The 24,358-nt window shown below is 49.5% G+C and carries 23 protein-coding genes; 20 read left to right on the top strand and 3 right to left on the bottom strand.

Translation table 11 applies throughout. The features are described from left to right. Positions 1-31 precede the first annotated feature (31 nt). The 4 genes from DW826_RS00555 to DW826_RS00540 all read left to right on the top strand — a co-directional run bounded on the left by DW826_RS00555 (position 32) and on the right by DW826_RS00540 (position 4,298). Positions 32-820, top strand: a complete 789-nt coding sequence (locus DW826_RS00555) for an FAD binding domain-containing protein (RefSeq protein ID WP_117483752.1) — start codon at positions 32-34, stop codon at positions 818-820. A 61-nt stretch (positions 821-881) separates the two neighbouring features. Then, positions 882-1,364: a (2Fe-2S)-binding protein gene (locus tag DW826_RS00550; RefSeq protein WP_117471634.1), complete on the top strand. Its 483-nt coding sequence runs from the start codon at positions 882-884 to the stop codon at positions 1,362-1,364. Further along, positions 1,361-3,661 (top strand): molybdopterin cofactor-binding domain-containing protein, encoded by a 2,301-nt coding sequence (locus DW826_RS00545; RefSeq protein WP_117471635.1) that lies wholly within the window; start codon positions 1,361-1,363, stop codon positions 3,659-3,661. Before DW826_RS00550 ends, DW826_RS00545 begins: the two co-directional genes overlap by 4 nt. Positions 3,662-3,842: 181 nt before the next feature. Continuing rightward, complete coding sequence (locus DW826_RS00540) at positions 3,843-4,298, top strand: prepilin-type N-terminal cleavage/methylation domain-containing protein (RefSeq protein WP_199537909.1); 456 nt, start codon at positions 3,843-3,845, stop codon at positions 4,296-4,298. Positions 4,299-4,471: 173 nt separating this feature from the next. Here the strand turns inward: DW826_RS00540 and citX are convergent, their stop codons facing one another. Beyond that, entirely contained in the window at positions 4,472-5,977 is a 1,506-nt protein-coding gene (gene citX, locus DW826_RS00535) for a citrate lyase holo-[acyl-carrier protein] synthase (protein ID WP_117551729.1), read from the bottom strand. A gap of 296 nt (positions 5,978-6,273) precedes the next feature. Then, positions 6,274-7,290: a [citrate (pro-3S)-lyase] ligase gene (gene citC / locus DW826_RS00530; protein ID WP_117551728.1), complete on the bottom strand. Its 1,017-nt coding sequence runs from the start codon at positions 7,288-7,290 to the stop codon at positions 6,274-6,276. Between the two features lie 406 nt (positions 7,291-7,696). Here citC and DW826_RS00525 point away from each other — a divergent pair, with 406 nt between their 5' ends. The 14 genes from DW826_RS00525 (at position 7,697) to DW826_RS18925 (ending at position 20,280) form a co-directional block, all read left to right on the top strand. Then, entirely contained in the window at positions 7,697-8,611 is a 915-nt protein-coding gene (locus tag DW826_RS00525; protein WP_015553269.1) for a LysR family transcriptional regulator, read from the top strand. A 414-nt stretch (positions 8,612-9,025) separates the two neighbouring features. Further along, a complete protein-coding gene (locus DW826_RS00520) occupies positions 9,026-10,408 on the top strand; it encodes a TRAP transporter large permease subunit (RefSeq protein ID WP_165859943.1) in 1,383 nt (460 codons plus the stop codon). 13 nt (positions 10,409-10,421) lie between these two features. Beyond that, positions 10,422-10,652, top strand: a complete 231-nt coding sequence (locus DW826_RS00515) for a hypothetical protein (RefSeq protein ID WP_117469187.1) — start codon at positions 10,422-10,424, stop codon at positions 10,650-10,652. A 174-nt stretch (positions 10,653-10,826) separates the two neighbouring features. Continuing rightward, entirely contained in the window at positions 10,827-11,126 is a 300-nt protein-coding gene (gene citD, locus DW826_RS00510; RefSeq protein ID WP_015553272.1) for a citrate lyase acyl carrier protein, read from the top strand. Continuing rightward, on the top strand, positions 11,126-12,031 hold the full coding sequence (locus DW826_RS00505; protein WP_015553273.1) for an aldolase/citrate lyase family protein: 906 nt from the start codon (positions 11,126-11,128) through the stop codon (positions 12,029-12,031). Before citD ends, DW826_RS00505 begins: the two co-directional genes overlap by 1 nt. 1 nt (position 12,032) lies before the next feature. Beyond that, the gene (citF, locus tag DW826_RS00500) at positions 12,033-13,610 is read left to right on the top strand and encodes a citrate lyase subunit alpha (protein ID WP_117551727.1); all 1,578 of its coding nucleotides are present in this window, start codon (positions 12,033-12,035) and stop codon (positions 13,608-13,610) included. Between the two features lie 300 nt (positions 13,611-13,910). Continuing rightward, positions 13,911-14,972 carry a tRNA-dihydrouridine synthase family protein gene (locus DW826_RS00495; protein ID WP_242994016.1) on the top strand — a complete coding sequence of 354 codons (1,062 nt, stop codon included), beginning with the start codon at positions 13,911-13,913 and terminating at the stop codon, positions 14,970-14,972. Between the two features lie 14 nt (positions 14,973-14,986). Further along, positions 14,987-15,457, top strand: a complete 471-nt coding sequence (locus tag DW826_RS00490) for a hypothetical protein (protein ID WP_117469300.1) — start codon at positions 14,987-14,989, stop codon at positions 15,455-15,457. A gap of 68 nt (positions 15,458-15,525) precedes the next feature. Next, entirely contained in the window at positions 15,526-15,942 is a 417-nt protein-coding gene (locus DW826_RS00485) for a PaaI family thioesterase (RefSeq protein ID WP_015553277.1), read from the top strand. Positions 15,943-16,130: 188 nt separating this feature from the next. Next, complete coding sequence (locus DW826_RS00480) at positions 16,131-16,499, top strand: hypothetical protein (protein WP_117471638.1); 369 nt, start codon at positions 16,131-16,133, stop codon at positions 16,497-16,499. A gap of 229 nt (positions 16,500-16,728) precedes the next feature. Continuing rightward, a complete protein-coding gene (locus tag DW826_RS00475; RefSeq protein ID WP_117551725.1) occupies positions 16,729-17,538 on the top strand; it encodes a carbon-nitrogen hydrolase family protein in 810 nt (269 codons plus the stop codon). A gap of 121 nt (positions 17,539-17,659) precedes the next feature. Continuing rightward, positions 17,660-18,619, top strand: coding sequence for a threonine/serine dehydratase (locus DW826_RS00470; protein WP_015553313.1), 960 nt, complete (start codon positions 17,660-17,662; stop codon positions 18,617-18,619). A 178-nt stretch (positions 18,620-18,797) separates the two neighbouring features. Beyond that, complete coding sequence (locus tag DW826_RS00465; protein ID WP_347472263.1) at positions 18,798-19,955, top strand: AAA family ATPase; 1,158 nt, start codon at positions 18,798-18,800, stop codon at positions 19,953-19,955. A gap of 64 nt (positions 19,956-20,019) precedes the next feature. Next, the gene (locus DW826_RS18925) at positions 20,020-20,280 is read left to right on the top strand and encodes a PD-(D/E)XK nuclease domain-containing protein (protein ID WP_347465592.1); all 261 of its coding nucleotides are present in this window, start codon (positions 20,020-20,022) and stop codon (positions 20,278-20,280) included. A 112-nt stretch (positions 20,281-20,392) separates the two neighbouring features. Here DW826_RS18925 and DW826_RS00460 read toward each other — a convergent pair whose 3' ends face one another. Then, a complete protein-coding gene (locus tag DW826_RS00460) occupies positions 20,393-21,076 on the bottom strand; it encodes a helix-turn-helix transcriptional regulator (protein ID WP_015553315.1) in 684 nt (227 codons plus the stop codon). An 871-nt stretch (positions 21,077-21,947) separates the two neighbouring features. Here DW826_RS00460 and DW826_RS00455 point away from each other — a divergent pair. Both DW826_RS00455 and DW826_RS00450 read left to right on the top strand, forming a co-directional pair. Continuing rightward, positions 21,948-22,757 (top strand): polysaccharide deacetylase family protein, encoded by an 810-nt coding sequence (locus DW826_RS00455; RefSeq protein WP_117471640.1) that lies wholly within the window; start codon positions 21,948-21,950, stop codon positions 22,755-22,757. Positions 22,758-22,849: 92 nt separating this feature from the next. Further along, entirely contained in the window at positions 22,850-24,184 is a 1,335-nt protein-coding gene (locus DW826_RS00450) for a replication-associated recombination protein A (protein ID WP_117551991.1), read from the top strand. The last annotated feature ends 174 nt before the right edge of the window (positions 24,185-24,358 follow it).

Raw genomic sequence — 24,358 nt, 5'->3', positions numbered from 1 at the left:
ATGAAGTTTTTGTAGCGACAAGGAGCAAAGAATGAGAGTTATCAGGGAATATAAACGTGCGGAAAGCCTGGAAGAGGCATGGCAGTTAAATCAGAAGAAGAGCAACCGCGTGCTCGGCGGTATGGTCTGGCTGAAAATGGGAAAGATGCAGATCGGTACGGCGATCGACCTCTCCAGTCTCGGACTTGACACCATCGAGGAGACGGGGGAGGAATTCCGGATCGGCTGCATGGTGACACTGAGAGACCTGGAGCTTGATCCGGGACTCAATTCATACACGGACGGCGCGGCGAGGGAGTCCGTGCGCCATATCGTCGGGGTCCAGTTCCGGAATCTCGCGACAGTGGGTGGAAGTATTTATGGAAGATACGGATTTTCCGATGTGCTGACGATGTTTTTGACCATGGACAGCTATGTGGAGCTTTATAAAGGCGGGATCATTCCGTTAAAGGAGTATGCGAAGATGCCGTATGACAGGGACATCCTGGTGCGGCTCATCGTGAAGAAAGAAAAGGCAGCGTTCGATTACCAGTCTGTCCGCAACAGCCAGACAGACTTTCCGGTACTGACCTGCGCGGCGGCAAAGACGGAGGCAGGATACCGGTTTTCCATCGGGGCGAGACCTGGAAAGGCAGTACTTTTTGAACTTGCAGACGCGGATATTCAAGCCGCAGATGTGGAAAACATGGCAGAAAATGCGGCGAAATGTGTAAAAGAACAGGTCGAGACCGGCTCCAACACGAGAGGAAGCGCGGAGTACCGGAAACACCTGGCGGGAGTTCTGGTAAGGAGAGCTGTCTGTAAGCTGGCGGGAAAATAAGAAAGAATTCCAGCCGGATCAATCAGATGAAAGTGAAAAAAATTTATAGAGGAATTATATCATGAACATTACCATGACATTAAACGGAAAGAAGATCTCCGCCGACATCGACGCGGACATGCTTTTGATCGATTTTGTGCGGGATCACGGATGCTACAGCGTGAAGCGCGGCTGTGAGACATCAAACTGTGGTCTCTGCACCGTATTTTTAGACGAAAAACCTGTTCTCTCCTGCTCTGTGCTGGCGGCGAGAGCGGATGGAAGAACGGTTACAACACTGGAAGGCCTCCAGGAAGAGGCGGCAGAATTCGGTGCGTTTATCGCCGACCAGGGAGCGGAACAATGCGGATTCTGCAACCCGGGATTTATCATGAACGCCCTGGCGCTGTTCCGGGAAATAGAATATCCGAATGAGGACGAAATCAAGGAATATCTGGCGGGCAACTTATGCCGCTGTTCCGGCTACGAGGGACAGCTCCGCGGCATCCAGGCGTTCCTGGAATGGAAGAAGGAAAAGAACGGAAAGGAGGCGGCGGAGGCATGAAATATGTAAACAAGCCGGTGCGCAAAAAAGACGCTATGCAGCTCGTGACCGGAAAGCCGGTCTACATGGATGATATCGCGCCGAAGGACTGCCTGATCGTAAAGCTTCTCCGCTCGCCCCACGCAAATGCGATCGTGACTTCTATCAACAAAATCGCGGCGATGAAGGTGGACGGCATCGAGGCGATCTACACCTGGGAGGATATCCCGCAGGACGGAAGACGTTACACACAGGCAGGCCAGACCTACCCGGAGATGAGTCCCTATGACCGCCTGATCATGGACCGCCATGTCCGGTATGTGGGCGATGTGGTCGCCATCGTGGCAGGACGGGATGAGAAGTGCGTGGACAAGGCGCTGAAGCTCATCAAGGTCCAGTATGAAGTTCTTGAGCCGATTCTGGATTTCCACAAGGCGAAGGACAATAAGATCTTAGTACACCCGGAAGACAACTGGGAGAGCCTTGTTCCGGTTGGGGCGGACAATAAGAGAAATCTTTGTGCCCACGACGAGACTGGATCCGGGGATATCGAGGAAGTCTTAAAGAACAGCGATGTGATCATCGACCACGTCTACCACACAAAGGCATGTCAGCAGACTATGATGGAGACGTTCAGGACCTTCTGTACCATCGACACCTACGGGCGTCTGAACGTGGTGAGCTCCACCCAGATCGTGTTCCACTGCAGAAGGATCCTCGCGAACGCCCTGCATATTCCAAAATCCATGATCCGTGTCAGCAAACCGAGGATCGGCGGCGGATTCGGGGCGAAGCAGACTTCCATCAGTGAAGTCTACCCGGCATATGTGACATGGATGACGAAGAAGCCGTCGAAGATCATCTTCACCCGGGAGGAGAGCATGACCGCCTCCACTCCGCGGCACGAGATGGAAGTCCATGTGCGCCTCGGCGCCAGCAAGGACGGAATCGTCAACGGAATCGACATGTACACGCTGTCCAACACCGGTGCCTACGGTGAACATGGACCGACGACCGTGGGACTTTCCGGACATAAATCCATCCCGCTTTATGGAAAGGCGAAGGCATTCCGATTCGTCAGCGATGTCGTGTATACAAACGTGATGTCCGCCGGCGCCTACCGCGGATACGGTGCCACCCAGGGTCTTTTCGCTGTGGAGTCTGCCGTGAATGAGCTGGCGGCGAAGCTGCATATGGATCCGTTTGAACTGCGGATGAAGAACATCGTCAAAGAGGGCGATGTGATGCCGGCGTACTACGGGCAGGTAAACACCAGCTGTGCCCTGGACCGGTGTCTGGAGCGCGTGAAGAAGATGATCGACTGGGATAATAAGTACCCGGTCCGCGATATGGGAAACGGAAAGGTCCGGGCCGTCGGCATGGGAATGGCGATGCAGGGCTCAGGTATCACATCGGTTGACGTGGGAAGTGCGACGATCAAGGTGAATGACGACGGATTTTATACATTAGCCATCGGGGCGGCGGACATGGGAACAGGCTGCGATACGATCCTGGCTCAGATCGCGGCGGAGGTCCTGGACTGTTCCATCGATGAGATCACGGTATTCGGCGCAGACACGGATACATCGCCTTACGATTCCGGATCCTATGCGTCCAGCACAACGTATGTTACCGGTAAGGCAGTAGAACAGTGTGCGCTGAAGGTGCGGGAGCAGATCTGCAAGCTAGGCGCGGAACTGTTAAAGTGTCCGGAAAGTGAAGTCGTGTTTGATGGAAAATTTGTGAAGCACGAGAATTCAAAGGAGATACAGGTCTCCCTCACAGATATCGCCACCGCCTCCCAGTGCGGCAACAATATCGCCCTGGAAGCCACCGTGACGAACAGCTCCCCGCTTTCTCCGCCGCCGTTTATGGTCGGCGCTGCGGAGGTTGAGGTGGATCTTGAGACCGGAGAGGCGAAGGTCATCGATTACGCGGCTGCGGTAGACTGTGGAACACCCGTAAATCCGAACCTTGCGAGAGTCCAGGCGGAAGGCGGTATTCTCCAGGGAATCGGCATGACACTGACAGAAAATATTACCTATAATAAGAAGGGAAAACTTGCGGAGAACTCCCTGATGCAGTATAAGATCCCGACCCGTATCGATATCGGACATATCTGTGTAGAGTTTGAGAGCAGCTACGAGGATGCGGGACCGTTTGGCGCGAAATCCATCGGTGAAGTCGTGATCAATACACCGCTTCCGGCTGTGTCGGATGCGATCTTTAACGCCACAGGAACCAGGTTCTACGAACTCCCGATCACACCGGAAAAGATCGCCATGGCAGTGGCAGAACGGGAGAAAGAACAGGCCTGATCTGGTGACATAATTTGGACAATAGAACGCCATGTGACCATATGTTATAAACAAAGAGTACAATTGTCTGTAACTTTACAGTTACAAGTACCCAATGTAACAAATAACCAGCCGGGGAATAACAGAATAACGGAAAATGTCATCGGGTACCCCGGTTCAACGAAGAAAGCTGGGGATGTGTATGGCGAAAAGAAAGCAGAAAATGAAGAGACTGGATCATGGAGGATACTCGTTAGTAGAGCTGATGGTGGTAATTGTCATCATGGTGATCCTGGCTTCTGTGAGCATTGGAGTTTATAATGGTTACGTAAATCGCGCGAGGAGCGCAGTGTTCTATGAAAAGGGACATCGGATCGCGGAAGCGTTTAAAATTTGTGAAGCAGAACATGGTCTTTCCGGAGAATTCGATAAGCGTGAGATGGCAGAAGAAATCGGAAATATAATGAAAAAGCCGAATGATCCGGACAGCCCGCTCTATCTGTATGTGGGAGAAGACACGGATGACTGTACTGATTTCACCCTTTCCTTCAAGAATACCGGAGATGGAAAAATGGAGATCAATGGATTTACCTACACTGCAGATACGTATGAGATCAGATGGACTGAGGACGACGGCGTGAAGGTAACGATGGAGTAAGAAAAAGGTCAGCAGCTCTTTAGATAAGCAGAGCTGCTGGCCTTTTCGGCAGTCAGGTATTTAGAAGAAGCTGCCAACGGTGGAAGCTGCCGGTCTCACATACTCAGAAGAAATTACTGGCAGGGTGGAAAGAAGCGGTCCCCACGCGGCATGAGCAGCGCCTTTGGACCATCTTAAATATCCGCAATCATACCGGCAGATTCCAGAAAATAGAACATCAGGCTGACGGCGAGAAGGTCTGCGCAGCCGCCGGGACTTAAGTTGTCTGTGATGTACTGATGGTCCAGGGAGTTCAGGGTCTCTTTAAAATTTTCTTTTGTGACAGTGGAGAGCAGGCGCTTTGCCTGCTCTTTGCTTTTTTTCGCAAGCTCCGGCCCCCCCCTGTGAACCATATTGGTGTCGTCAACTTCAGAGATCAGGGTGAGAAGAGCCATGGCGGCGGCGTCATTTAAAGAGAAACCGGAGAAAAGCCATTTTTTCAGGGATGGCAGACCGATCTGGACTGCGGATGGGAAACCGGCAGCCGCCTCACCGCGGGCACCCTGGATACCGTAGGCGGTAAAGATGCGTTCCCCGTTCGTAGAAAGTGATACGAAATGTGTTCTGACGTCGGGGGCAGAAGCGCTTTGCGGATCGGACTGCATCTTGTCAGGTGTATGTCCGGAAATATGTTGGATTTCGGAACCGGGAAGCGGAGTCTGCACGTTCGGAAGTCGATGCAGATCTGCGAGAGAGCACTCCCCTAACTTCCTGCATTCCTGAAGCACATTCTCCAACGGCGGCGGAAGCTCCTGACCCGCGTGAACTTTTCCAAGCGCCCCGCAGAGGATCGCCGAGGCAAAGACAAGCCCCTTGTGGGTGTTGATCCCGCCCGTGGCGGAGAACATAGCGGCTTCGGCCCGTTGTCCGGCGTAGCGCAGCCGCTCAAAAAGCTGCCTGTCCGACTCACTGCTGTGATCCCATCCCAGGCAGAAGAATTCCCGGAACCACGGGATCAGGGAGGCGCTGCTGTCAAGGAATGTAAAAAAGTCCATATCTTTGTGGGAGCCGGAGTTGTTCCGGTCCACCAGTCCCGGCTTCGGGGTGGTTGAAACCTCGTAGAGCAGTCCCCGTACCGCCGCGGAAGCCGCCTGATCAGCCGCCCGGTCCCGGAAGAATTCATGGAAGAGCTTTGCCGTCTGCCATTGGATCAGCTCCATGGAATGGGACTTTTTTTGTGCGCAGACATGGGCATCTTCCCCGCAGACAAGACAGGTTCTGGGGAGAAGTCCGAGATCATGCCGCTTTACGGAAATTCCATCGGGACCGCAGACGTCAAGGTTGAAGAGACGGCCCAAAGGGTGGCTTTCCTCGACGGAGACGAGAAATTTTTTGACCTGTATGGCCTGGGACTTTAAAAGAAAGAACGCGCAGTCACCGGTATTTTTCTCATAAACCTCCGTTTTCAGAACAGAGAAACGGGAGAGGCGGTCAGACAGTTCCCGTACTTCCTCCCGGAATGCCGCCCGGGCGAAGGGAAACGTCTTGACTGTCCCGGCAATATTTAAGGAAAACTCCACAAGACAGATCTCCCCGCCGGGGGTAAGAAGTTCCCATTTTTTCAGGACACGCTGGTCTCTGACGGCGCGAAGTTCCCCGGAAGTCACCGGTGAGCCGGTAATTACATTATTTAGGTTCATAAAAAACACTCCATTTGGAATTTAGTTCGAACTTCCTAAATGCAGAAAATGCTGTGCAAAGACTTTTTGAACGCAGATAAGCATTCCCCCGCTTCAAGTGCGCGGAGCACTAAGCGGTGAGTGGGATGCTTATGTCAGTGGGTGTTGAAAGCTCCCACTGACAGAGCGCGAAGCGACTGCGTTCATGAGCAAGTAGCGAAGCGGATTGCGAATGTCCGCTTTACTTTTGCACAGCATTTCAGCTATCATGCATCTGAAAAAACGTCAGAGAACAGGATCTGCAGGAGAATTCGCAGTTACTTAAAGCTTTCCTTTAAATACTTCGCCGTACACTCCGGCACCAGCGACAGAACTTCGTCGGTCACGCCCTGCTCATCCAACAATTTCCGAACTCTGGAAGCACTGATGACCTCCGGCTTTCCATCCGGTCCCTCTGTGGTGATCCGGTCGATCTTGATGAAGGAGATGCCGTATTTTGGGAGAATGCGGATCATTGCCTCGTTGTAGCGTCTTGTTACCGGATCAAAAGGCTCTTCTCCGGCGAAACGTTTTGTAATATGAAGGATCGGAGCGATCCTCGACGCGAACAGTGTGATGTCGAGCTCACTCTGGATCTTCGCCGCGTCCTCGCAGTCCTTTAAGAAGTAGGTCGGGAATGTAGCGTTGGAGATCATATATGGTCCTGATGGATGTACAATGACGTTCGGAAGATGATCCGTACCTTCCCGGACAAGCTTCAGACGGTCCGCAAACGGGAACCTGGACCGGTTCTCCTCAACCACGAAGATATGGAGCAGGGAACATGCCTTAGCGGCGTAAGTGATCAGGGCGAGATGACCTTTCGTGAAGGGATTGCAGTTCATGACGATACAGCCCACGTTCTCATCGGTATCTGTCCCAGCGAGAAATTTCTTATAATAGTTGTCCAGTCCGGATTTCTTATTCTCCAGCATCAGGACAGCTTCTGTCTCTGCCAGAGGATAAAATCCGCAGGATGTGAAAAGCACTTTGTTCTTCGGTCTGGTGATCACAAAAAGATCGTAATGCCCTGCCTCAAACCGGTTTTCGACAAGTCTGGACACGAGACTTCCGAGAGCATTCTGACCTCTGAGACTCTCATCCACCGCAAAGCATTTTAAAAGATTTCCTGCGCAGCATCCGCATCCGGTGAGATTGTCATCGGAATCAAACACGCCGAACGCCGCTTCGATATCGTCCTCATAATTTAAATGATGCTTTGCGAGAAACTCCACAAGCATCTGTCTGTCATGGGAAAAACCAAGGGATAATTCATGAATACTGAGTTCTGTCATATAAAAGCACCTCCAAATGAGATAAACAGCAATGATGTCGTAATGGGACTATGAATATAGTATAGATGAAAAAAGGATAGTTTTCCAGAGAAAAGGCAGAGAAAAAAAGGGAAAATTGTAAAAGGAAAATACGATGCGGGACATAAGAAAAATATATGGGAAGAGATGAAAATAAGGGTGAAAATACATGACAGGAAAAGGGGAAGACCAGAGGATCATGTATACATGACCTTCTGATTGTTAAGAAATTGACATGCAAATAAAAGGATAGTATAATTATAAGCATTTCGTAGAGTTTTACGTTTGAATTTGAATTGCTTTTCAGGAGAAATTACTGATAAGAAAAATCGATGGGCAAAACGTACATGAGTATCGTGTATGGGAACAGTGATAAGGGAGTGATGATATGACAACGCGTGATATGGCATATATTGTGAGTATTGCGGAGGAACAGAGCATTACGCGCGCCGCTGCGAAGATGTATATGGCACAGCCGGCTTTGAGCCAGTGCGTCCAGAAGGTGGAGAAGGAGCTTGGCGTGACGATCTTTCACCGCCAGCCTAACGGAGTGAAGCTGACGGCGGAAGGCGAATGCTTTCTGGAATTTGCAAAGAAAACGTTGACGGAGCAGAAGACAATGGAGAAAAAACTGCTTGATCTTCAGAATTCTGACCGGGGTGTTGTTCAGCTCGGTTTTACGGGAATGCAGGCCATGTATGTTCTTCCATATTTTCTGCCGCAATTTAAGGAAAAGTATCCTTCTATTGACATGGTCCTGACAGAAGCAACCAGCGAGGATATCGAGGAGAAGCTCATCAAAGGTGAGGTGGAGGTCGGAATTGTTCACCCGCCGCTTTTAAGGGAAGAACTGGAGTATTTTGAGATCAACCATGATGAGATGGTGATCGTGCCGAGAAGCAACAGCCGGTATCACAAGATGATCTACTACCGGGATGACGATCCGATGCCGTATCTGGACGCGGAATTTTTAAGAAATGAGCCGCTTATCGTGACTCAGTCCTGGCAGAGAAGCCGGATGGTCTGCGAGCAGATCTTTGATAAGATGGGCTTTCACCCACCGATCAAACAGGTGTCCAGAAATCTGAGTACTCTGGATGCACTGGCGCAGGTGGACTATGGAACCGTGCTTCTTCCGTCGAAACAGCTGTCGGATGCTCTGAGACGGCGCGGTGTCTATAAGATCGACCCGGCTTACAGCGTGCCCTACACATTTAATGTAGCAGTTTTAAAAAATGCATATCTTTCCTCTCCGGCGGAGAAGCTGGTGGAGTTTTTAAAAGAGATTCGCGGGACCTTCTAAGTACAAGAAGGTCCTTTTTATTATTGGATATCAGACAAAAGTGCATACAGGCATAATTGGAAGATCCGCCCGCAGCAGTCTGCTGATTTTTTAACAGACATATTTTGTAACTGTTCAGTAGGTCTGCGCACTTGCTGCGCTGACCGTAAGAAAACATAGGCTGGAAGGCAAAAATCCCATCAGCGAAGCTGATCTGGAATGGATTTTTGCACGTAACTATGAAGGTACTGAATAGTTACCATATTTTTTACTTATGACCTCAACATAGTTTCCATATTTAACAAATATCCCCCGCTTTACTATAATGAAGCCATCAGGAAAAACCTGACTGCGCGCAGAATGATAAAGAAAACCGGCCGCTATTCCCCAACATCCATGGGAAGCGGTCAACGAAAACATGAAGGGGGAACGGACATGAACGGTATTGGAATTGGAATTATTTCCTTACTTGTTTACATTGCCGCCATTCTTGTGATCAATATGGTCCTCAAGAGAAAAATGGCAGAGGCCATGATGTGGTCATTCTTGATCATCCTCGCGATGGGTGGAATCTTTGCTGGACAGAACGTGTTCACATTAGCCCAGACAGGTATCAAGGCAGCGGCAAAACAGGAAGTTGTGTATGCTTCCATGGCATTCGTATTTATGGCATTTATGATGGATAAAACGGGCGTTATCGGACGACTCGTTGAAATCTTAAACAGTGTACTCGGACGCCTTCCGGGCGGTTCCGGATATGTATCCACCATCGCAAGCGCCCTGTTCGGCATGGTTTCCGGATCTGGTTCCGGTAACGCGTCTGCGGTTGGTTCTATCACGATCCCGTGGATGAAACAGAGTGGATGGAGCACTGAACGCGCTACAACGATCGTAGCCGGTAATGCCGGTCTGGGAATGATCTTCCCGCCATCCTCTTCCATGCTCCTTTTACTCGGTATGGAAGCGATCGCTGCTGAGCTTGAAAGCAACACCTTATATGTAGGTCTTATGTGTACCGGCCTTGTGATCCTTGTATATCGTCTCTTTGTTGTATTCTGCTATGCAAAGAAGGACGGCTTAAAGGCATCCGCAGGAACAGGTGAAAGTCTCGGAGCAGCATTCTCAAAGAATGCCTCCTCCCTGATCATTTTCCTCGGAATCATCATTCCGCTTCTGTTCCAGATGGGACCGACCGGAAACGCGATCAAAGCGACATTAAACGCCCACACAGAAAAATCCTTTAAGGCAATTTCTTTAGTAATGTGGATCCCGATCATGATGACCTTCTTTACAATCGTTGAGGGCTGGAAATATCTGCCCCACGATCTGAAAGGCTGGAAGGACATGATCAAAGCGTCCGCGCCGAAGTACAGCGAGGTTGGCTGTCTGTTATTCTTCGCTTTCGCAGCCGCAAGCGTACTGACAAAGCTTGGTCTTCAGGATGAGTTTACTGCAGTATTTGATACACTCGGAAGCAAATCTCCGGTCCTTGTAGTTATCATGATCGCGGTGATCACCACACTGATGGTTGGCCCGTTCACAGGAACTGCTTCCACAACTGCCCTTGGTGCTCTTGCCTATGCAGCACTGCGCTCCCTCGGGCTTGCACCGGTGGCATGCTGCGTAGCATTCCTGCTTCTTGTTTCCAACGAGGGATGCATCCCGCCGAACTCCGCGCCGATCTATATCGCAAGCGGTATTTCCGGACTGAATGAACCGTCCAGGATCTTTAAGAACCTGCTGTTCCACTACGCGCTTCCGGTTGTCCTCATCGCAATTCTTATCATGCTGGGTATCTTCCCGGTAGTAGGCGCTTAAGGAGGGAAAGATCATGAAAAAGACGATTTACAACATTTGTATGGTAGTATTTGAGATCACACTTCCGTTATTCCTGCTCATGGGTGCGGTTCTTGTATTCGGACAGCTGATCGGAGCGCTGATGGGAAACGGTGCTATCGTTCTCGGACTGAACAACGCGATCAAAACTTACTCCGTATGGGTAGCAAGTGTATGCGCATTCTCCGGTTTCATCATGAGCTATGTGAGAGAAAAAAAGAAATAAGTAAGTGATCATCCAGAGTGGCGGTCGTGCAGATGTTCCGTCTGTATGTCCGCCACAATGTTGTTGAGAAAGCAAAAATCCCATCGGTCCCCCGATCTGGGGCGGATTTTTGCGTATAACTGTGAAGGTATGGAACAGTTATGCTAAGTAATTAGAAAACAGGAGGTATGATCTATGGAGATCAAGAAACCGGCAGTGGCCGGAACCTTAGAATCGAGCGACTGCCAGATCGTGATCCGTCCGAACGGCGGTGAGGGCATCGAGATCGAGTTAGAGAGCGATGTTGCAGTCATGTTCGGCGATTCCATCAGGGAAACTGTCAATAATACACTGGAAGAATTCGGTGTCAAGGACGCCTACGTGGAGATCCGCGACAAGGGCGCTCTCGACTGCGTCATCAAGGCGAGAATGGAATGCGTGATTTGCCGCGGCGCAGAGGAGAAATACGACTGGACAAAGGAGGATGCGAGATAATGGCTGAGAAGACGATCCACTTAAAACGCACCAGCCTGTATGCCAGTGGTGCGAGCCCGGTAAACATGATCCAGGCGATTTTCTACAATGAGGACATGCTGATCTACGACCTTGAAGACTCCGTTCCGGCGGTCGAGAAGGACGCGGCGAGATTCCTTGTATACAACATGGTAAAAAACCACAGACCGAAGGATAAATATGTCTGCATCCGTGTAAATGGTATCTATTCCGAATACCTGGAGGAAGACTTACAGGCGGCAGTCAGAGCCAACCCGGATTGCATCCGTATTCCGAAGGTGGAGTACGCGAGAGAGGTACAGGATATCTCAAGAAGAATCGCAGCCATCGAGGAGAAGATCGGTCTTGAAGTCGGAAAGATCGAGCTGATCTGCAACATTGAGTCCTACATGGGTGTCATCAACGCCATGGAGATCGCCCACTCTGATCCCCGTGTGGTTGCGATGGCCGTCAGTGCAGAGGACCTGACTGCAAGCCTGAAGGCCCAGAGAACGAAGAAAGGTCTGGAAGTATTCTATGCGAGAAATGCGGTCCTCATGGCATGCCGTTCCGCGGGAATCGATGCCCTTGATATCGTATTCTCTGATATCAATGACAAAGAGGGTCTTGAGGAGGACACGGCTCTCGCAAAGAACCTTGGCTTCGACGGAAAGACCTGCATCCACCCAAGACAGATCGACACGGTCAATTCCTTCTTCACGCCGAGTATGAAGGAAATCAAGTATGCGCTCCGCGTTTTACAGGCAGTGGAGGAAGGAAAGAAGCAGCATAAAGGTGCTGTGACTCTTGACGGCGGCATGATCGATAAGCCGATGGAGCTTCGGGCTCTCACGACATTAGCCCAGGCGAAGGCAGCCGGTATCCGCACAGAAGGGATGGTGATATAGGATGGAACAGAGCAGAGAGACTTATATCAACGCAGTGGGACGCGAGATCCCGAAGCAGATCGGAAATTATGTCGTAAAACCGTACACGGGCGCTTACACGACCGTTCCCTCCGATGCGCCGGTACACACACTCCGCACAGCAGGAAAGCACGTTTCCGGAGACTGCAAGATGGCGGAGAATTTAAAGGATGCGATCGTAAAGACCGGCTTAAAAGACGGGATGACGATCTCCTTCCATCACAGCTTCCGTGAGGGCGATGAGATCATCGGACAGGTTCTGACCGCGATCCGCGAGCTTGGGATCAAGAGACTCCGTTTCGCACCGAGTGCCGTTGTCAATATCAAGAATCCGTCCATCGTGGACTTTGTAAAAGACGGAACCATCGACCGCATCGAGGCCAGCGGTATTCGAGGCGAATTAGGTGACGCAGTTCTTGACGGACTGACGGAAAAGCCGGTTATTTTAAGAACCCACGGTTCCAGACCGAGAGCCATCGAGGCAGGAGAGCTTCAGATTGATGTGGCTTTCATCGGCGCTTCCGCGGCGGACGAGTACGGCAACGCCACTGGTCAGATCGGACCGAATGCCTGCGGTTCCCTTGGATATTCCTTTGTGGATGCCATGAATGCGCGGAGAGTTGTTGTTATTACCGATTATCTTGTGGATTATCCATGCTGCCCGGCAAGTATCTCCCAGCAGTATGTAGATTATGTCGTAAAGGTTGACCGTATCGGCGATCCGGATAAGATCGGAAAAGGTGCGGCCAGAATGACAAAGAACCCGAGGGATCTTCTGATTGCGGAGCGGGCGGCAGACGTTATGGCAGCTTCCAGAATGTTCAAGGAGAATTTCTCCTTCCAGACAGGTGCCGGTGCCATCAGTATCGCCTGCACGAATTATCTGGCAGACCGCATGGAGGAGAAAGGCGTGAAGGCAAGCTTCGCTCTCGGCGGCATGACCGCGGCCATCGTCGACATGTATAAGAAGGGACTCGTAAGAGTCTTAGAGTGCAGCCAGTCCTTCGACGCGGTGGCGGCGAGAGCTATCGCTGAGGAGCCGGGAATTGTGGAGATCGACAACGCGGTCTATTCCAACCCGTTCACGAAGGGGTCCATGCTGGATAAGTTAAACTTCGGCGTTCTCGGAGCGCTGGAGGTCGATACAGACTTCAACGTCAACATTCTGACCGGATCTTCCGGTGAGATGATGGGCGGCCTCGGCGGCGGACCTGATGTGGCAGCCGGATCCGACATTTCCATCGTCTGCCTGCCGGTAGTCCGCGGAAGAACTCCTTCCATCACAAAAAAAGTCTTCACCTGCTGTACTCCTGGTGAGACCGTAGCTGCTGTTGTCACAGAGGCCGGCATTGCGCTGAACCCGAAGCATAAATACTATGCAGATCTGAAGGAAGACTTAGAGAACGCAAACTTAAAGCTTGTGAACATTGAGTACCTGCAGCAGCTCGCAGAGTCCTTAACGGGCGTTCCGAAGCCGATTGAGACGACAGACCGCGTAGTCTGCATCGTCGAGTACCGTGATGGTACCGTGATCGATGTGATCAAGGAGATCAAAAAGTAAAAAAACAGGGCTGTATATCCCAGACAGTTCTGTCGACAATATTTGTTACCCTCATTATATCTTTATACCCCATAAAAACACCCGCTGGCACAGCCATCCAGAGAATGGAGATCGATGCTGGCGGGTGTTTTTTTCTGCCATACAGCAGAAAGAAACAGTCGGTGGCAGTTCTGTGGATATTTTAAATTTGCTCTCGAAGTTTAAATGTGGTACGATAATAAAAAAGCGTTTTTCAGGGAATGCCGGAATGGCAGTCTGGAAAAATCGAAGATTTTATGGAAAAGATACGAGGAACATGACATGCTGCATCTATATTTCGCCCCATTGGAGGGAATCACAACATATCCATACAGGAATCTGCACCACAAGTATTTCGGTGGTGTGGACAAATATTTTACACCGTTTCTGGCACCGGGACCGGAGCAGGGGATGAGCGTGAAGGAGATGCGGGATGTGCTGCCGGAGAATAATGCGGGGGTACCGGTGGTGCCGCAGATTTTGACGAACCGGGCGGGAGATTTCCTTCTGGCATCAAAGAAATTGGCAGAGATGGGATACCGGGAGATCAACCTGAATCTTGGATGTCCCTCAGGGACGGTCACAGCGAAGAAAAAAGGTTCCGGTTTTTTACTTTACCCGGATGATCTGGATCGTTTTTTTGATGAAGTGTTCTCGGATGCGTCGGCGAGAAATGCGGAGTTCCAGATCTCTGTTAAAACCAGGATCGGAAAGAATGAAGTGGAAGAGTGGCCGGAGATCATGGAGGTCTACAACCGGTACCCGATCAGCGAGCTGACAGTGCATCCACGGATTCAGAAGGAGTTTTATAAAGGTGTTCCGCATCTTGATGTATTTGCGGATATTTTAAAGGAAAGCCGGAATCCTATCGTGTACAACGGAGATCTGTTCACGGCAGAGCATATGAAAAAGTTTCGGGAGAAATTCCCGACGGTGGAAAACGTGATGATCGGGAGGGGACTCATCAGAAATCCGGCCCTGGCAGAGTTGATAAAAATAGAAGAAGCCGGTGTGGAAAATGCCCAGGTCTGTGCAGGAACAGAAAACGGAAACAAAGAGACATCACCGGAGCAGGCGGAAAAGACAGTACCGGAGTCCAGAAACACGGGAGACAATCTCATGCCCCGGATCCGTGCCTTCCACGATGAGATCTTTGAATATTACCGCGAGACCATGTCCGGCGACAGAAATCTTCTTTTCCGTATGAAAGACCTCTGGAGCTATATGTTAGAGGAGGTTCCGGACAGTGAAAAATTAGCCAAAAAGATCCGCAAATCCCAGCATGTGCCGGAATATCTGGCGGCGGTGGATGAGGCGTTTGCGGGATGGGAGCGGACGTTTTAAGAAAGGAGAAAACGATGCAGCTGCTGATCAAACAAAGAGTTTTTTCATGGACCGATACATATGACGTGTATGATGAGAAGGAAGAACCGAAATATTTTGTAAAAGCGGAATTTTTTGCACTGGGGCATCAGATCCACGTATACGACAAGAGCGGACGGGAAGTCGGCATGGTGAAACAACGCCTCCTTACCCTGCTTCCGGCATTCGATATCGAGATCGATGGAAAAGAATTCGGAAGTGTGCAGAAAGAGTTTACCTTCTTTAAGCCGCGGTATGAACTGGATTACAACGGATGGCGGTGTGAGGGCGATTTTCTGGCCTGGGACTACGATGTGTATGAGGAGTGCTGTGCGGTGGTTCATATTTCAAAGAAGCCGTTCCATTGGGGCGATACCTATGTGATTGACATTCTGGATCCGAAGGACGAAATTATGGCACTGATGCTGGCGATCGCCATCGATGCTGCAAACTGCACGAATAAATGATCATCGTCACAGACAGAAGATCATGTGAAAAAGCAGAAGAACAGAAGTAGAAATATGGAGGAAATGATATGGAGAATCCCGGAAAAGAAACGTATGTAGAACAGATGGAGCGTGTGAATCAAACAAACCCATTTATGCTTCACAACAGGATCCGTGCGGTCGCATTATCGGAAGACCGGGCCGAGGTCCGGGCTGAGATCACAGAGGATTCCCTGAATGCCATGCAGACCGTCCACGGCGGCCTGATGTTCGTGATGGCGGAGGTTGCCGCGGGACTTGTAACGAGGAATGACGGAAGAAAATATGTGACTCTGGACAGCTCTTTCCGTTTCCTTCGCGGCAGCAGCGCAAAAAACATTCAGGGGCTGGCGAAGATCACAAAGCGCGGGAAGACCGTCTGCTTTACAAAAGCCGAGGTCGTGGAGACCGATACGGGGAAGCTCCTGGCAGAAGGAGAATTTACGTTTTATTGTATGGGTGAGTAGGGATAAAAACAAAAATCCGGCAATAACACGTGTTTTCGAAACCTATCTCGGCGAGCCCTACGGGGAAAAGTCACACAATCAACAGTTCATATCAGATCCGCTTTTTTAGGATTGTTGAAAAAATACAATTTGAGGGGGGGATTTTTATCACAGAAAAGGATTATTATCAGGCGGGAAAGGCGGTGTATATGATCCAGAATATGAATCAGACATTAAACCAACCGTTTGGTGATGGGGCACATATTCTATATGTGAACGGAGAGTACCGTGACGATTCCGCCATTGGAAAGCTGATGCATGATTTCAACTGCGCAGATGCAGATGACATGCATTACGGATTGCTGGCAGAAAGAACAAGGTATCTCAAGGAAAATTCGAAGGGAGTGAACGAGATGTACCGGACAATGGATGAGGTGGAAAAAGAGTGTTATGAGGAAGGACGAGAGACGCAGGCTGAATTGACGGCCATAAATCTTCGAAAACTAGGATTGCCGCTGGAGCAGATAGCCCATGCTGTTGGATTCCATGTGGAAAAGGTTGAAAAGTGGGTTAAGTAGGAAAAGAAAGATGGTGTGGGGATAAAGATAATCGGTTGATCGTAAAGAGCTGATAATGGGGGAAAGAATTGTGGACGATAAGAAAGAGACGGGGATGCCTGTCTCTTTCTGTATTCTGTCGGAATCTAAAAAATGGCTTTTTAGGGCCAAATAAAACACTGAATCTGTATATAGAAAAAGTGTGTGATATGTAGTATGATAAGGGAAATAAATTCTGTGGGAGAAAGACATGGAAAGCTTATTTGTTATGGCACAGGTCGCACCAACTGAATATCCAAAAGATAATCTCGAGAAAGCTGACAGCTTAGTAAAGGAAGCAGCAGAAAAATATCATCCGGGTATGATTATTTTTCCAGAAACTTTTATGAGCCGTTTTCCGGCTGGTACAGACATTGCAACAGCAAATGCGGTTGCGGAACCGCTGGACGGAGAATTTGTGCAGGGAATGAAAAAATTAGCCGCAGATCATGATGTATGGCTCATATTCGGAATGAAGGAGACCATTGAGGATCCGGCTGATCATCGCTGTTACAATACAGTTGTTATGGTGAATAACAAGGGAGAAATCGTACAGACTTACAGAAAAACGCATTTATATGATGCGTTCGGATACAAGGAATCCAATGAGTATAAAGCTGGAGACAAGTTCTTTGAGCCAGTAGATACTCCGTTTGGAAAACTCGGTTTATTTGTCTGCTACGAAGTTCGTTTCCCGGAAGTAGCACGTTACCAGAAGGCCAAAGGAGCTGAGATCGTCATCATGCCGACTGCATGGTTCAAAGGCGATTTAAAGAGTCATCAGTTCCGTACACTGATTACCTCCAGAGCACTGGAAAACACATTTTTCGTATTTGCGTGCGATCAGTGCGGAGGCACAGCGATGGGTGAGAGTGTAGCAGTCGATCCGATGGGAGTTGCCTTTGCAGCTGGAAATGAAAGAGAAGAACTGATTCCGGTATATGTGGATACGGATCGGATCAAGGAAGTGGAGAGCAAACTTCCATCCTTTAAAGACAGAAGACCTGCCCTTTATATTTAGTTCAATCGCATATGTTTAAATACCCCTTTTTGGGAGCCAGAGAAATCTGGCTCCTCTTTTGTTTTACATCTGGGGTTTCGGATGGTACAATCAAAGCATCAACGCAGAGGAGGAAAAATATATGTCTCTTACCTTGGAAAAGATTTTTGAAGCGAAAAACAGGATCGCCCCGTACACGACGAGAACACCGCTCATCCGTCTGGAAAAGCTGGACGAGTACCTTGGCTGTCAGGTGTATCTGAAGGCGGAGTGCATGCAGATCACCGGCGCATTTAAGCTCCGCGGAGCGGTCAACAAGATCAGGATGCTGACACCGGAGCAGTTAAGCTGCGGGATCGTCGCGGCATCTTCGGGAAACCACGGAAAGGCAGTGGCGTATACTGCAAAGAAGCTTGGTGCAAAGGCGACGATCGTGATGCCGTATACGGCACCGGCTATTAAAGTAAATGCGATCAAAGAGCTGGGAGCGGAGGTCGTTCAGTGTGAGACATCTGAGCGGTTTGACGTTGCGGAGCGGATCTGCAGGGAGAAAAATGCGACCATGGTTCCGCCGTACAACGACGAGGAGATTATGGCCGGACAGGGAACCGCGGGAATCGAGATTCTGGAACAGTGTCCGGAGATCGATACGATCATCGTTCCGGTCAGCGGCGGCGGACTCATCGGCGGTGTCTCAACGGCGGTAAAGGGTATGGATAACAGTGTTAAGGTCTACGGGGCAGAGCCGGCAGCGCTTCCGAGATACAGCGCAAGTCTGGCGGCCGGAAAGCCGGTGAAGGTTGAACAGAAGAAGTCTATCGCGGACGCTCTTGTGTCCCAGATGCCGGGAGACCAGTGCTATCCGTATGTGGCGGCGAACGTGGACGGATTTTTTGATGTGGAGGATGAGTATCTGTTAAAAGCATGGAAGCTGCTCCTGACAGAGGGAAAGATCTTCTGCGAGCCGTCCTCCGCCATCACCGTCGGTGCGGTCTTACAGGGACTTGCGAAGGTGAAAAAGGATGAGAAGGTCTGCTTCCTGATCTCAGGTGGAAGCGCGGGGCTGGATCAGCTGAAGGTGCTGGAGGATGTGACGATCTGACAGAAAATTGAACCTGCCGGTCTGGCAGACGTTCGGCTGATCATCGGTAGCTCGTGATCAGGACACTCTGTTATCGGAAGGGGTTTCATAAGGCATAAAGACGGACGGTTCTTGTGATCTCAATCAGAATCAGGTATAATAAGAGTAATATAAATATATTTCGCAGGGAGGGAGTCACATGGGAAGCTATCTGAATCCGGGAAGCAAAGGATTTCAGGAAAGTTTAAACTCGGAAATTTATATGGATAAAACAGGACTGATCGAGAAGACAAATGCGGTTCTGAATACCCGGCAGAAGTTCCTGTGTGTTAGTCGGCCAAGGCGTTTTGGAAAGTCAATGGCAGCAGATATGCTGGCTGCGTATTATGACCGGGGAGAGGATTCCTCCAGCTTGTTTGCGTCTCTAAAAATCAGCGGGGCAGCTTCTTACCATGTTCATCTGAACCAATATGATGTCATCAAAGTCAATATGCAGGAGTTTCTCAGCATGACCCACGACATGGATGATATGCTGGCCATGCTGCAGAAATACCTGGTGTTTGATCTTGTGGAACATTTTGGAGATATTCGGTTCCGGGATGAAAATAATCTGATTCAGGTGATGAAAGATATCTATGCGAAAACAAAGCGTTCTTTTGTGATTCTGATCGATGAGTGGGACTGCCTTTTCCGGGAGTATCAGCAGGATCAGAATGCGCAGAAAAAATATCTGGATTTTCTTCGCGCGTGGCTTAAGGACAAGGATTATGTTGCTCTGGCTTATATGACAGGAATTCTGCCTATAAAAAAATATGGATCCCATTCGGCACTTAACATGTTTACTGAGTATTCCATGACAGATCCTGGTGATATGGCAGAATATTTTGGATTTACAGAGCAGGAAGTATCGGACCTGTGTAAAAAGTATCAAATGAGTTTCGATGAGGCAAAACAGTGGTATGATGGATATGATCTGATTGCTCATCATCAATCGGGTGACAGATATTACTCCATGTACAGTCCAAAGTCTGTTGTTGAAGCCATGCTGCGGCACAAATTCGGTACTTATTGGAATCAGACAGAAACATATGAAGCTCTGAAGATTTATATCCAAATGGATATGGATGGTCTGCAGGATTCAGTGGTGAGAATGCTTGCAGGTGAGTCGGTATCAATCAATATTGGAACATTCAGCAATGATATGACCACATTTGCGACAAAAGATGATATTCTGACATTACTGGTTCATCTTGGATATTTAACCTATGACAGTATCAGAGAAACTGCAGCGATACCAAACAAAGAGGTTTCACAGGAGTATGTAAATGCGATCAGTACAATGAACTCTTCAATATAATGACGAGAATTCGCTCAGTTGCACGGTCAATCTTGCATTCTATTTTGCACGGGAATACTATACGATGATCCGCGAATTACCTTCAGGAAAAGGTTTTGCTGATATATGTATGATTCCGCGCAAGACGCATCTGGATAAACCGGCGGTGGTGATTGAACTGAAGTGGGATAAAAGCGCAGCCGGTGCGCTGAACCAGATCAAAGAAAAGAATTATGGAAGTGCTTTAAAAGATTATCAGGGAAATCTGCTATTGGTTGGAATTAATTATGACAGAGTGACTAAGAAACATGAATGTGTTATTGAGGTGGCACAGAAACAGCTCTAATAGAATGGGCTTTTTGTTTGCAGCTATGCAGGTACTGAACAGTTGCGAGAAATGTAAACCGGAGTACAAGTATATCAAGATGCCTGTACTCCGGTTTTTTATGAGAAGCGAGCTATTCTTCGCTGCTGTTATCCCCACGTCCGCTCCGTGCTTCCTCAAGGTAGTTGTAGAGCGTATATTTTGATACCTGAAGCGTCTCGCAGAGAAGAACGCTGGTCTTGGAAATTTTGAAGACACCCTTCTGGTCGAGGTAGTCCAATGCGCGGATCTTTTCCTCCTTGTTCATCAGTCCCATCGGTTTTCCGACCAGAAGCTCCGCCTGTTTCATGTAGTACTTAAGAATGTCATCCACATTTTTTGTGGCCAGGGCATCGATATCATTTGTCGGCGCGTGATGGGTCATCGGGTACTGAACAAAAGCACCCAGCGCACGCTGCGCATTCAGGAGATCCGAGACGTCCAGATTCACACAGACAGAGCCAACGATCTTTCCGTTTTCGTCCGGGATCAGCGTGGTGAAAGATTTATAGAAACGGTCTTTCGGTCCATTGGAGAAGGTCTGAATGCTGTCTTTCATCGGCTCGATATCTTTTCCGAGCTGCGTGATCATTCCGCCCTTCGGTGAACCGCCAACCGCACGGCCACTGACTGCCGGGTTTAAGGCGTAAACGATGGTGTGATCGTATCCTTTCCGATAATCGTGGATCAGGATCTCACTGTTTTCGCCTAAAAATTTCTGGAGTCCCTCGAGAAAACGGATCAGAAAGTCAAAGTCAAGATACTGGGAAATTTCCATAAATGTACCCCCATAAGATAAGCGTCAAAAACGGACATCTCCCCCGGGGTGTTCGCCGTATATACGCTATGTGAAAAAAATAACAAAACAGAGGTATAAAGAAATGCCTCTGCAGGCTTCGATGTAAGTTCAGAATAGCATATGACAAACTGTTTGTCAACAAAATAACATTAATGCAAACAAAAAGTTTGAAATAACTATTGACATTCCATATAGTATGGCATATAATGAAGACAGCAAACAAAAAGGAAGGAAAACAAACTTTCAGTTATAAATACCCATCCTTTTCCGGACCAGGGATCCACTCACAGGGATCCCGAGTCCACCCACTTGAGACAGATGTATTTCACTCCTTGTTATAGAAAACATGCAATGATAGCGGTACTGAACAGTTACGAGATCATGCAGCTATGAAGACGCCGGATCGTTGCAGAATCACATTGTGGTGGATGCGATAGAGACCGGTTTTCTGGCAGATTGGATGCCTGCCAGGAAAATGGAAGGCCGGGAGGCCCGCTGTCTCGCCACGGCGAAAAAATCCATGTTCCCGGTGTGGATTTCCCTGAAAAGGGAAATATTATGGTACATATTGAGCAGGCAGAGCCCCTGAAGCAGCTTATCCCCAATACAGCTGTTTCAGGGGCTTTGTCTTTTTTGAGGGAGAAAACAGAGCGGTAAAGTGTAGGACGGCCGCATATATTGTATCGATGTAACTGTTCAGTAGGTCTGCGCATTTACTGCGCTGACCGTAAGAAAACTTAGAATAGAAGGCAAAAATCCTATCGGCACAGCCGATTTGGAATGGATTTTTGCGCGTAACTGTGAGTACCGAACAGTTACGTATCGGTAATACATGCAGCTGGAGGAGCGTATGAAATTCAAACAGAAAGTTTTTATTTTTATTGTGATCCTGATCGTGGATATGATCCTGGCTTGGGGGGCAGTGCGGATGTGGAAGGGAAGAGGGGAAATATTTGATACGCACGAGGGAAAACCGGTCGATACGGGAAGAATCCCTGTGCCGGGCGAAGGGATGACCACTGAGGTTTCGGGACATGATCACAGCGGAGCCGGACGATCGGAAAAGGCTGTATCAGATCTGTACGGCCAGCAGGAAGACATCGCAAAAAAGTATACGGCACTCACCTTTGATGACGGCCCGAATCCCAAATACACAAAGCCGCTCTTAGACGGCCTCAGGGAACGCGGAATCCGCGTGACCTTTTTCCTCGTGGGCGAATGCATCGACGGAAATGAAGATCTCGTAAAGCAGATGGCAAAGGACGGACATCTCATCGGTGTTCACTGCCTGACCCACAAAGACCTCACAAAAGAGAAGCTTTCCGACGCAGCGAAAGAACTCTGTGACACACGGGAGAAGATCCGGGCAGTAACCGGGGACTGGCCGGAGTATGTCCGTCCGCCATATGGGAGCTGGAATGCGAAGCTGGAGGAGGCTGTGGACATGATTCCCGTATTCTGGGATGTGGACTCCATCGACTGGCGGTTGAAAAATACGGAGAAAGTCACCGCAAAAGTGGTGAAAGATACGGAGGACGGGGACATTATCCTGATGCATGACGAGTTCAAAACCTCTGTGGAAGCGGCGTTCCGGATCATTGACAACCTGACAGCGAAAGGGTATACTTTTGTTACAGTAGACGAACTGATGGTCGATTAAGACCTGCAAAAAGAGCGGTAATGGATGCAGCGCGCAGATGGTGATATTTCATGAGGAAACGGAGCGCTGCAAAACGCAGAAAGGCAGCAGCCATGGATTTATTTGACTATATGAGAGCGAACACGATGGAAAAGGAGTCGCCGTTAGCATCCAGGATGCGTCCGACGACTCTGGACGAGGTGGTCGGGCAGAAACATATTATCGGGAAGGACAAGCTCCTCTACCGCGCGATCAAGGCGGATAAGCTTGGATCCGTGATCTTTTACGGTCCGCCGGGAACGGGAAAGACGACTCTGGCGAAAGTGATCGCAAACACGACAAGTGCCCGGTTCGAGCAGATCAATGCGACTGTAGCCGGGAAAAAAGATATGGAAGAGATCGTAAAGAACGCCAAGGATTCCATCGGTATGTACGGGCAGAAGACGATCCTCTTCGTGGACGAGATCCATCGCTTTAATAAGTCCCAGCAGGACTATCTGCTTCCGTTTGTTGAGGATGGAACGATCACCCTGATCGGCGCGACAACGGAGAATCCGTACTTTGAGGTGAACAACGCCCTGCTGTCAAGATCCAGGATCTTTGAGTTAAAACCGCTGGAAAAGCAGGATATCCGGGAACTTGTGATGCGGGCGGTTTATGATACGGAAAAAGGAATGGGAACCTACAGCGCCGATATTACCGACGAGGCGGCGGATTTCCTGGCGGATGTGGCGAACGGCGACGCGAGAGCGGCGTTGAACGCAGTGGAGCTGGGAATCCTGACGACAGATAAATCCGATGACGGAAAGATCCATATCACGATCGATGTGGCGGCGGAATGTATCCAGAAACGGGTGGTGCGCTATGACCATGACGGGGACAACCACTACGATACGATCTCCGCGTTCATTAAGAGCATGCGTGGTTCTGACCCGGACGCTGCGGTCTACTACCTGGCGCGGATGCTGTATGCCGGCGAGGACGTGAAATTTATTGCCCGACGGATCATGATCTGTGCGTCGGAGGACGTGGGGAACGCGGACCCGAACGCCCTGGTGGTGGCGGTGAGCGCGGCCCAGGCCGTTGAGCGGATCGGCATGCCGGAAAGCCAGATCATCCTCTCACAGGCCGCTTCCTATGTCGCCACCGCGCCGAAGAGCAACGCGGCATACATGGGGATCGCAAAAGCGATGAAGACCGTGGCGGATACGCGGACCATGCCGGTACCTGCCCATCTTCAGGACAGGCACTACAAGGGCGCTGAAAAGCTTGGACATGGTCTCGGCTACAAGTATGCCCACGACTACCCGAACCACTATGTCACCCAGCAGTACCTGCCGGACGGAATGGAGGGAATGCGGTTTTATGAGCCGTCGGAGAACGGGTATGAGAAGAAGATCCGGGAGCATATGGAGTTTATCAAGAGAGAAGCCGGGGAGACAGAATAAGGAATTTTGTGAAATAATTCGCTGAGCTGCCTGAGCGCTGTATACGCGGTAAGACAATTAAGCTGTAGATGCTGCAGACAATAAAGAAAGAGGGAACTGTGCAGATGCTTCGTATTCCAAATCTGTAAAATTCCCTCTTTCTTTTTTATAATGTGTGCGTTATAATGAGATATA

The organism is Clostridium sp. AM34-11AC, from assembly GCF_003435375.1.
Lineage (GTDB): Bacteria > Bacillota > Clostridia > Lachnospirales > Lachnospiraceae > Pilosibacter > Pilosibacter fragilis.
This window is presented reverse-complemented; position numbering and strand designations above follow the sequence as displayed.